Below are 10,501 nucleotides of genomic sequence, written 5' to 3'. Positions count from 1 at the left end.
ATTATTTGATGTTATTTCTGTTTACAATAGAGATTCTGGCCAACAGTGGAATTACTTTGTTAAAGGGATTAATACAATGATTTCTGCAGATGATGGATTCTATCAAACTTTCGATTTAACTGTTAACTACGGTTATGAACCTGCCCCATATACAGATATAACTGGTATTACAGTAAATGTAGATACATTAAGATTAAAGCTTTGGGATTGGGATGTAGAGGATGGCGACTTATTAAATATTTACTGTAATGATAAATTAGTCGCGGAAAACTATTTCATCCGAAACAATCCAACATATGTTGATATTCCACTTGAATATGGTGTGAATATTATCGTATTTGAAGCAGTTCGAAATCCTAAGGGGATTCTTACAGGGCGTTTGCAAGTACTGGATACACAGAATAATATCTTGTTCGATTATGGTTCCTTACCAGATTTATCATTTCCTCGGGTAAATCAAGACAAAGATCACTATTATATCCAACGACCAGCAAAAACTTGGTCTGTTACGAGAGTGAACTAGGGGTGATTCTATGATAATGCAAAAAAACTTATATGATCCAATTATGTATTTGATGAAGGGATTAATCGATAGGCAAATTTATAACGGTGGTAAACCAATGCCTGGGAATGATCCAAATGACGTATTTAAAGAAGGCATGACCGAAGGATATACGCTTATTCGTGACGGTGCCCGCCTATCTGCAGTCGATGGTGATAAATACCTACACTATGATTTAGCTTTCAACGCACAAGGTATGCTAGAAAAGGTCCTTGTCTCACATAAAGTAACTGGAAAAGAGATGGAGCTACAATTAATATATAATGCGCAAAAGCAGCTAGAACGTGTGCAACCACGCCTTCTAAACAAAGGTAACGGTATGCTGTCTGATTTACCAATTCCCGATGTATCGTGATGATGCACGGGAATTTTTTAATACACGAAAAAGGGTGATTACTCTTGTTTGAAACAACCTATTTAGCCGGTGGTCGATTAGATCCGCCTTTTCATCCAACTAAAACAGAACCATTCATACCTGGATTCATTATGGATTCTTTTTCATTCCAAACAAATGAAACTACATATACTGTACCTGTAGATATGGAGCTGTATGCAATAAGTGTAAGTGCATCTATATATGAATTAGATGATAAATGGAGCTTAATTGTAAACGGTAAAACGATTTGTAAAAACATATATACCAAGGATATTCCTGAAGGTATGCACTTTATGGTTTATAAACCTTTAGCAGCAGGAAGTACGGTTCAATTTTCATTTAAAAATCAAGGCATCCTTGATAAAACAGTATGGTTCGAATTGCATTTTTTATCATAAAGGAGGGATAGCATGAGTTTTGCTGTTACATATATGGCGGGCGGTAGATTTGACGCTCCTTATTTCCCTACAAAAACGGAACCGTATATAGAAGGTAGAAGAATTGGAATAGATGATGTAGTAAAAAAAGATGAATTCTCACTACCGTTCGATACAGAGTTAATTGCATTTTCTATAGCTGCATCAAGTTATAGTGATCGTGATTATTGGAATCTATTTATCGATGGAAAACAAATATTTAAAAATGTTTATGTAAAAGACGTACCAGAAGGATTCAATTTTTCTATTATTAGACCTATTCCGGCTAACGCTGTATTAAAGTTCGAATACCACAATATAACCGGAACATCCAAAGTAGTAAAACTGAATTATCAACTATTAAGAGATTAGGAGCGTGAAACCTATGGCATATATTGAAAAAATAGTATCAGAAGCAGAATTCCATATGGAGTTAATAAACACCATGATTGAAAATGGATGGAAGAAAGTAAGCAGCTTTTACAAGGTTATTTATAAAGCTACGAAATCGGACGACCCTGTTCATAATTATTGGGCTGCAAAGCATGTAATTTTAAAAAATAGTGATGGTGGTTTATACGGAATTGTTCAAGCTTGGAAGTGGACCGCAAAGACTCAATTAGACATCGATTTTTCTAAGCCTGATGGTAAAACTGCATTTAAAACATACTTAGAAAACAACCCACAATATAAAGATCGTTCATGTATGTATTTATATATGATTGAAAAACTACCAAGCTATCAAGAGGATAGTGTAGTTATTATGGGAGCCGAGGACAAGAAAGAGTTCCAATCCATTATAGATGTAGAATTGGCCGAAGTGATAGCTACAGAAAAAACAGAAATAAACAACGGAAGACCTTATACATATACCGTTTATGACTATACAGATAAGCCTGATTTAATGATGTCGCCTTGGGTTAAATCTACTTTGAGAAACCCTAAATTGCTAAATATAGACGCTGATACAAATTGGTGGCCAGATTCTTTAGTTCGTATTACAGGACAAGTTGATAAAAATAGAGTTGTCCTACTAATACAAGCAGATAAAACGCCAGCGTTCGAAAACAATTCTGTCCCTGTAACCCCAATATACATGGGACGCTTAGAAAGCTATGCAAATGATGACACTATAGCGGATGCTCTTTGGGCTGGTACTGCTTACGATGAAGGTGGAGAAAGCTCTTCTCACAGCTTTAATTTTGAAAGTAAAACGCCATTTAGGAATGTATCTAGCTATATGCCACGCACAAAGCAATACCCTAAATCGCCAGGTAATGGCATTGATAATGTAATTATTAAACGTTCCCGTTTTGGTGCAAGATACCAAGCGCATTATATTGCGTGGAATATACCAAGTAATATAATGCCACCGGATCGGAAAGGTGCTAATGGTGGCCAATATCCTACAGCATGGCAAAGTCACGATAATGACGAATATAAGTATCAATTCAATCCATCTTTATATAGCGGTAGAGTTCATACATCTAGGGCTTATATTGTACATCCAGATGAAGGAGTACGTGGTTACATGCCGTATGTTGTACTTCTCTCCCCATTAGGATTGTTAAATGGAGATAAATTAAAAGTTAGACAAAATACATGCCCAGATACGCATGATATCTACAGATTCTTTACCGTAGATGCAATTTCACCAATTACAAAAATGCCAGCTACTGCATATCGTCCAGCAGGATTAGGTATTTTTGAGAAAACAATATAGGGGATGAATACAAATGTGGTTCGATAAAATTGTAAATTTACAAACCTTACCTACTGAATTAGAAAAGTTATTTGTAGATCACGGATGGAAACGTGATCTATTTTTCCGTATCCGAAGAGAAACCAGCAAATTTATAGATGTACGATTATTCGAATCCACTGGAAGTGATTTGGAGCGCAGAAGATTTGGCTTTGCGGTTGCATACGATACTGCTGATTCTGATTTCGCAGATTCAAGATATGTAGCCACTGAATCGCGATTAGGGGATTTCGGAACGGGAGATGGAAAGAAAACAGACTTCATTATTCCTGCTTCTCCAATCATTGCTAGTTCCTTATCTGTTTATATAAATAGTATCTATCAAGAAAAAAACACTTATACAGTGGATGGTAGAACAGGATTAATTAAATTTAATACACCAGTAGCAAAAGGAGCCAGAGTTACGGGGGAATATCGTTTATCTAATGACGCCTATGAACCAACGAATGATATTATTTTCTTCACTTACACACGTTACTTTATTGAAAAAGAAGTTAAAATTAGTGATCCAGATGCGGATTTAGGCAATGGAAATGGCACAAAGACAGTGTTTAAATTACCATACCCAGATTTTGATGAAAGCCGTTTTACAGTCTACAAAAACGGTTCAATTTTAGATGTAAGTAACTATACATTTACAGGCGATACAATTATTTTCAAAGTTGCTCCTGCAAGTGCAGACAACATAAAGATTGCAGGTACACGTTTGCTAGAATCTAGTAACGGTAGCGATGTAACAGAAATACTACCTGCTAAGACGCAATTTACCGTACAGAGCACAAATAGTGTCCTGGCTGAAATTTTTACATCTATCAATTTTGTGAACGCTTCTCCCTATACAGTACTAAGTTTGACACCGGAGCAAAGATTCACAAAGGACTGGAAACGTGATTCCGTTGTATACATGTACGGTAACGCTCATAAAGATCGTGTCGTAATGTTTATGCGAATTGATCCAACACCAAGCCCTGTACGAGCTTTGTTTGTTCCATTGTACATCGGAAGAATGTATACATTTGATAATAAACCGCAAAAGAATTTAATTATTATGGGCGGCTGCCGTTCTGGGGAAGAATTCAACAATTCTACCAAAAAAATCGGTAATGCAAATATGGACTATGGTGAAAACACATCCGGTGGAAATCTAACGCCTGTTTTGTCCCAATCATTAACCGGATCTATGTATCAGCAGCATTACCTTGCATTTATTACCCATAATGCTGATATTGATAGTGGCCAGGGGCGATTTAACCCTTCTATGTATAGCGGTAAATACCATTTATCACAAATTTACATTGTACATCCTAATGATGGATATGTAGGAAAACTTGACGATGTATACGCAGTACATCCAAAAAATATTCAACAAGCAGATGAGCTTGAAATTGAAAAAACTGTAACAGATGAAGTGATTGGTAAAGGCGACGGAACTAAAAAGATATTCCATTTAGAGCACAAACCAAAAGAAAATACATTAAATCTATTCATGGATTGTAAGGAAGTTCCTAAAACGGATTACGATTATAATCCGGAAGATAAAACTGTAACTTTTAAGGAATACCCTGGTGGTGAAATTCTAGCTAATTATCAAATGGCGCAATTATATCGCTACACACTACCAACAACAGCAGTTTCTCCATTCACAAGTAAGTTTTCGCCTTTCAATCCAATTGGCCTAGCAATCTATAAAGAAGATATTTAAACAAGAAAGGGGGAAGGCAAAAGATGAACGAGAAAAATTATTCGATTGCTGCCCCTTCTTTATTTATAAATGAAAAGAATCATATAGTTTCTGTTAGTCCAAGTCTTTCGTATGAAAAGACTTATTGTGTTTCTATTTCAATTGCTAATCCTTTCGGTGAAAACGTGCATGAGTTTCCTGTAAGTATGCCACCTAATTCAAGGTTTAAGGCTGTTAAAGAGGATAATACAGGTGTATTCGCAACGAAAGTAAACAGAATTAAAGGTATTTTATCTGATGTGATTAACCGGGCTTCCAGAGACATTATTGAAATTGATGCAAGCATTACAACATTAAACGCTTTCCATATAGATCGTAACGTTAATATAGCTATTTCTGAAATGGAAAACCTCACACAATCAAGATGCTTTGCAATAGATATTACAGATGATGAGTCAGCGCAGCAACGCAGCCGCATTTTTGATATGGGCCATGTGAAAGAAGAACTTGCAGATAAACCATTTGATACACATGAAATCACAATCGTAAATGAATCTATTATGTCTAGAACTACAGACGAATATGAAATGAATGAAGTCATAGGAGAAGAGCTTCTTCATAAGAAAATTCGTGAGTTTGCTACAGAAGTAGAAGAACTTCCCGAATGGGTGAAAGTAGCTCGTGTATTGTATGGAGAAAAATTCTACGAAAGTATATTGGCAGACCGAAAAGAAAAAGAACTGCAGTCTAATATATTTGAGAATGGCACAGGTGAGATTGTAATTAAAGAGTTAACTGCAGTAACAACACATCCTTTAGAAATGGCAGATAGATGTATTCATGAAGTTGCTGCTTCTTATGAAGAGTATGATTTATTTAATGATCTAGGAATACCTGTTTATTTACCTGATTATGATCTATTTGCAAGAATCCAAAGAGAATTAAAAGCAGATTATACAAAATTTGATACTGCAGATAGAAATATTATTCAAGTTGATGGAGGTTCAATATCATTCGAATTAGTTGAAAGAGAACAGATAGAAACCATAGCAGCGGTCCCAACAGACGAAACATTTATACGAAAAAACTTATCTTTGGAACTAGAAACCTTTGATATGGAAGATTCAAAAAGAACTCAAAATGAAGTAATAGCATCCTCTGCACGATATGAACAGGCAAATAAAATTCACTCATGTCACGAAAGTGAAATTGAAGATGAAACACAATCAATTCGAGTTACAAATGAATTAACTGGGGATTCTATCGAAGTATTGGAATCGATGGATAATAAGGGCCGTGAACTTGCTATTGATGTGGTCGATACTGCAGGTGATTTTGTTTTAACTCGGGATCTTATCGCAGAAAACATTATTGAATTTGATAATGCTACTCGTGAAAAAGAACTGATCCATACCATATTAGACAATGAAACTAATGCCCACAAAGTAGTGCCAGAAGTAATAGCAGATTCCATTGAATCACGGGAGTTTAATAGGAAATCAGAAAATATCCTTTCATACATTACAACAGATGAATTGAGCACACGGGAAAACAAACAAATTGATGTTATAGAGGGAGAATCCTCTACAGCAGAAAGAAGTGTTATCGAATTAGAAGCCCAAAATGAAGAAATGGATTTATTTGAAGGTATGGGAATACCTATTTATTTAACCGATTATGATTTATTCGCAAGGGTTAAACGGGAGTTACAAGCAACGACGGTGTTGTCCGATATAATGGATCGTTCCAAAGTTACTATAACTTCTGAAATTGTTGATAGTATTGATATGGAGCGTTGCACACCAAATATCATGACGGATGTGTCCGGAATAATAGATTTTAAAAGACCTGTATTAGAATTAGATTCACAAATTGCTAATGATTATGATGCAGCTGACACACCTGCAAGGCAGTCTTTAATACTAGAACTAGATACATTTGATAGAGATGTAAGTATAGCAACTGATATAGAAGAATTCGAGCGATTTAACAGGGATACTTGCATAGAAAGTTCAGTGGCTGAATTTGAACCAGCGGAGAAAGTTCTGGGAATTGATACTGAAATCATCGAAAGTGAACGGTTTATTATTAATAAATTCATTGATACCGAGTGCATACAATTTGATGATTTTATTGTTAATAATATTTACCCTACTGAAATCATTGAAGTTGATGAAAATAGAAAAGTTCAAAAAGAAAAACCGAAACTATGGTTACATCATAGCCGTTCTTCTTGGTGGACAAATTCTAATTGGAAGAAAACAAGATAGAAGGTGATGAAATGGCTACCATTGGACAAGTGTTAAAGACACCCGAACTGGGGTGGAGAAGATATGACTGTAATTCTCAAAATTCCTCACTATTTGATACAGATTTTGACCTAAGTAGCTCTGACCGATTTTACTCCGGTATTACAAACGGTCAATATATACGATTCAAGTTTTTTGGTAAACAGCTACGTGTTATTGCGGAAGTTTCTAATCTTCCTGGACAAGTTTCTATATCGATAGACGGAAATAAAGATTACTTCTCTTTAAATAGCAAAGCAGATGAAAATTATGTTTTAAAATATGAAAAGCAATTCACGGAACAGGCAATCCGTGAGTGTATTATTAAAATCGAAAACAACAATATATCATTTCATAGGTTTAACGCTTTTGATATTGATAGTTCTGGATACTTAATTGATTTTATGAGAAAAGTCTCTTTATATAAAAAAGAAGCAGGGAAAATATTTATAGAGGATTTCGATTCCATAAACCCGGAATGGATTATATCACCTTCCGAATCTTTTAGTATCGCTGCAAGAAAAGGCTTTATAAGATTGAATCATACAGCAGATAAAGATGTAATGTTACTAATCAACAAACCGCAAGGAGATATAGCGATACAAGTCATTGCTGATTATACTCCCGATGTTGAAGGGGATAAGGGCGGATTGATTATATATCAAAACGCTGATAATAAAATAGAATTTCTTGAATCTCATTCTATTAATAGTTCTAAAGAACACAGGGAATGGCTTGCTACTTCTACTGGTGAACAATGGGATTTTTACAGCAAGGTAGATGCTACCTTTGATTATGCAGATAGCGACAAATTAGAAGCGACTAAAATCGGTGTTGTATTAAAGAAAGGTGTCGCAGATCCATACAAGCCGCTAGATATTGATCGTATCATTATCACGAGTGGCCACAAATTAAAGTTAAGACAGCTGTTCCCAAATAACAGAGTAATTTTAAGAGATGAAAATGGCTCTACACTATCTATTAATCAAGTGGGCAAATTAAATACCGGTATAGATATAAACCTACCATCTTTAGAGTTCCAAGGAACTATTGAAGTTTACGATGAACAAAATAACCTTATAGCAGAAAAGAAAGCCCTATTTTATGGCGGTGACATCTATAATATGGGTTCTCCTTTAAAAATCATAATGGACTCTAAAGAATTAAACGATACTGATCCAACTAATTTAGGAAATATGATTGAGGGAAAAAGAATCATTAAAATGATGGTCCAAAATGAAAATTCTGTAGCTGTTCATAATCTCAAAATTTCTATTGAGCAATACATGGAAAAGGTTGGATATACGTGGGCAAATATTTCGTTAGATAACTTAGCTTGGGTAAAACAAATTTCAATAAATACATTACGCGCAAATAGTTCTAGGGAGTTTTGGGTACTGGTAACTAAAGATTTAAACTACATTGGGTTTGAACCTATTTTATTTAACATTAAATTGCAACATGATTGAGGTGTTTACATGGGTACTGAAATGAAAATCAATCGTTATAAAGGAACTGTAGGTGATAGTTCATCACCCGTACTTATCGAAAAATCTGAACAAATACTCGTGCAAAACCGACAAACTCAATACTTTTCAATGAATATGGAATACAACAAATTTGATATTCGAACTATTCATGTAACAAACGATAAAGATGTTGAATCTATTATTTCGATTTTTGATAAGAAACAAAACGGACTACAAATATATAAGAGTAATCAAGAAAAGAAAACTTACGATATATTAGCAATCCCTTGCGAAGATAAAGATACAACAAGCGCTGCTCATGTTTTTATTGAAAACAAAGGAAATGAACCAGCTTTATTTACAATAATCATTAAAGCAGTAAGTTTACAATAAAGGAGTGTCTTCTATGACAGAACATATCTTCAAAAGATTCACACCGTTAAAAAAGAATATATTTAATCTGGTTATTGACGAGATGTTACGTGTTGGTTGGAAACAACTAAATGAAGGAAAACCAACTTCAAATGATGTCTATGTCATGTATTCGAACGGAAATGATGGTAAAAAAAATATCTATATCGAACTTATACCATATGACGGAAGAAACATGGAGGACAGCCCACAAAAATTAGATTTTGATGTGAGATCAACGCTATATTCTGATGCTTACTTTAAATTTTGTTATGGATATGATAAAGAGAAAGGTCGTGGGACTACTCCGGATCAATCTTGGCCGACTAGTTGGTTCCGTGGAAGGAATTACTCTGATGGTGTTACTTCAAATGGCCCTAAAATCGCTATAGATACTGAGATTGAATTCTATCTATTCGTTGATAAGGAAAAAATTATAACTTGCACAATTCCACCTGCAAGCACAAGATCAGCTCCTGCAGTTACATATATTGGGGTACTAGGAGAATTGATGTTAGAAGAAAAACATGAACCATATACACGCGCTTTAGTTTGGTACGCTAGTGCTTGGAGTGGAAATTATTCAACCCCTTACACCGGGCTTACTTTTAATCGTCCAAAAGGATCTAATGAGACAAATATCTCCCAATCATATCGTAGTACTTGGTTGCAAATACCTACAGGATTAAATCCAAATATCGATAATACCTTTCTACTATCTCCGTTTTATATTTTATCAGATAGTTATGGTGTGCGTGGGAAATTGGAAGGAATATATCGGACTTCAGATGCAAGTATAGTAAGTGGCGATATATTAGAAGTTGAAGTGAATGGGAACATACAAAAATACAAATACGTAAATGCAAGTGGTAGTTATGGTTCCTTACCTGCTCCATTAGCATTTCGTATTGAATGAGGTGATTACCATTACTGTCTTTAAAGGTATTATTTTTGATCCTGAACTCCTATCATTAAAGAGAAATTCAGTTCAAAGAACCGGAAAAATTATTGATGATATTTTTTTTATTGGAAGTAGAAAGTCTCTAAAACGAAACGGAATGATTTTTTGTGAGGATTTAATAGTAAATAATGATTCAAAACAAGAGGTGAACTACCCTCGTCAAGAACCATTAGAGCATTCTTGGAAGAGACTAAATACGTAAATTCTAAGCGTACAACAGTAGGCTTTTTTATTTTGGCCAGAATTTGAAAGGAGGTGAGAACTTGGAAAGAATTCACGAACTCATCAAGGCATTGAATATAAGCGATGTTATTACAAGTACTCAATTTAAAGTAGGTGGTGCTATAGGTGGTGGATTAGGAACAATAATTAATTTGTTATACGGTAAAGCGAACTTAATTTGGATCTCGATTTACTGCTGGATTATCATGCTCGACTGGATTACTGGTAGTAAGGCTTCAAAACTAGACGGAACATACTCATCACAATATGGAATTGAGGGCATCACGAGAACCGTGGTGCTTTTATCATTACCAGCCCTTGCACATTTATTTGATATTGCTCTTAAACTACCT

General features: G+C 34.9%; 11 protein-coding genes and 1 pseudogene. All 12 read left to right on the top strand.

The window, feature by feature from the left end; translation table 11 throughout:
- Positions 1 to 523 (top strand): annotated as a pseudogene (locus ACTFRM_RS31070) (hypothetical protein); the annotation flags it as partial.
- Between the two features lie 10 nt (positions 524 to 533).
- Positions 534 to 917, top strand: a complete 384-nt coding sequence (locus ACTFRM_RS31065) for a hypothetical protein (protein WP_017673854.1) — start codon at positions 534 to 536, stop codon at positions 915 to 917.
- A gap of 44 nt (positions 918 to 961) precedes the next feature.
- Complete coding sequence (locus tag ACTFRM_RS31060; protein ID WP_103629737.1) at positions 962 to 1,336, top strand: Low copy number virion structural protein; 375 nt, start codon at positions 962 to 964, stop codon at positions 1,334 to 1,336.
- A 12-nt stretch (positions 1,337 to 1,348) separates the two neighbouring features.
- The gene (locus ACTFRM_RS31055; RefSeq protein WP_324656362.1) at positions 1,349 to 1,726 is read left to right on the top strand and encodes a Low copy number virion structural protein; all 378 of its coding nucleotides are present in this window, start codon (positions 1,349 to 1,351) and stop codon (positions 1,724 to 1,726) included.
- A gap of 13 nt (positions 1,727 to 1,739) precedes the next feature.
- Positions 1,740 to 3,077, top strand: coding sequence for a hypothetical protein (locus ACTFRM_RS31050; RefSeq protein WP_324656363.1), 1,338 nt, complete (start codon positions 1,740 to 1,742; stop codon positions 3,075 to 3,077).
- Between the two features lie 13 nt (positions 3,078 to 3,090).
- The gene (locus ACTFRM_RS31045; RefSeq protein ID WP_324656364.1) at positions 3,091 to 4,818 is read left to right on the top strand and encodes a hypothetical protein; all 1,728 of its coding nucleotides are present in this window, start codon (positions 3,091 to 3,093) and stop codon (positions 4,816 to 4,818) included.
- A gap of 23 nt (positions 4,819 to 4,841) precedes the next feature.
- Positions 4,842 to 7,067 (top strand): hypothetical protein, encoded by a 2,226-nt coding sequence (locus ACTFRM_RS31040; protein WP_324656365.1) that lies wholly within the window; start codon positions 4,842 to 4,844, stop codon positions 7,065 to 7,067.
- A complete protein-coding gene (locus ACTFRM_RS31035) occupies positions 7,049 to 8,554 on the top strand; it encodes a cell adhesion protein (RefSeq protein WP_324656366.1) in 1,506 nt (501 codons plus the stop codon). The genes ACTFRM_RS31040 and ACTFRM_RS31035 overlap by 19 nt, the downstream gene beginning before the upstream one ends.
- Positions 8,555 to 8,563: 9 nt before the next feature.
- A complete protein-coding gene (locus tag ACTFRM_RS31030) occupies positions 8,564 to 8,947 on the top strand; it encodes a hypothetical protein (RefSeq protein ID WP_324656367.1) in 384 nt (127 codons plus the stop codon).
- A gap of 13 nt (positions 8,948 to 8,960) precedes the next feature.
- A complete protein-coding gene (locus tag ACTFRM_RS31025) occupies positions 8,961 to 9,881 on the top strand; it encodes a hypothetical protein (protein ID WP_324656368.1) in 921 nt (306 codons plus the stop codon).
- Between the two features lies 1 nt (position 9,882).
- Positions 9,883 to 10,128, top strand: coding sequence for a hypothetical protein (locus ACTFRM_RS31020; RefSeq protein WP_078420706.1), 246 nt, complete (start codon positions 9,883 to 9,885; stop codon positions 10,126 to 10,128).
- A gap of 61 nt (positions 10,129 to 10,189) precedes the next feature.
- On the top strand, positions 10,190 to 10,501 hold a 312-nt coding region (locus ACTFRM_RS31015), incomplete at its 3' end, for a phage holin family protein (protein ID WP_440043883.1).

It is taken from the genome of Bacillus cereus group sp. MYBK227-1 (genome assembly GCF_051916325.1).
GTDB classification, from domain to species: Bacteria; Bacillota; Bacilli; order Bacillales; family Bacillaceae_G; genus Bacillus_A; species Bacillus_A cereus.
Note: the sequence above shows the minus strand (reverse complement) of the source record. Positions and strands in the feature narration are given on the sequence as shown.

Excerpts from the sequence above, each read along its gene's own strand:
- ACTFRM_RS31025 (WP_324656368.1), top strand. The coding sequence starts at position 8,961 with ATGACAGAACATATCTTCAAAAGATTCACACCGTTAAAAAAGAATATA.
- ACTFRM_RS31030 (WP_324656367.1), top strand. The coding sequence starts at position 8,564 with ATGGGTACTGAAATGAAAATCAATCGTTATAAAGGAACTGTAGGTGAT.
- ACTFRM_RS31055 (WP_324656362.1), top strand. The coding sequence starts at position 1,349 with ATGAGTTTTGCTGTTACATATATGGCGGGCGGTAGATTTGACGCTCCT.
- ACTFRM_RS31040 (WP_324656365.1), top strand. The coding sequence starts at position 4,842 with ATGAACGAGAAAAATTATTCGATTGCTGCCCCTTCTTTATTTATAAAT.
- ACTFRM_RS31045 (WP_324656364.1), top strand. The coding sequence starts at position 3,091 with ATGTGGTTCGATAAAATTGTAAATTTACAAACCTTACCTACTGAATTA.
- ACTFRM_RS31065 (WP_017673854.1), top strand. The coding sequence starts at position 534 with ATGATAATGCAAAAAAACTTATATGATCCAATTATGTATTTGATGAAG.
- ACTFRM_RS31050 (WP_324656363.1), top strand. The coding sequence starts at position 1,740 with ATGGCATATATTGAAAAAATAGTATCAGAAGCAGAATTCCATATGGAG.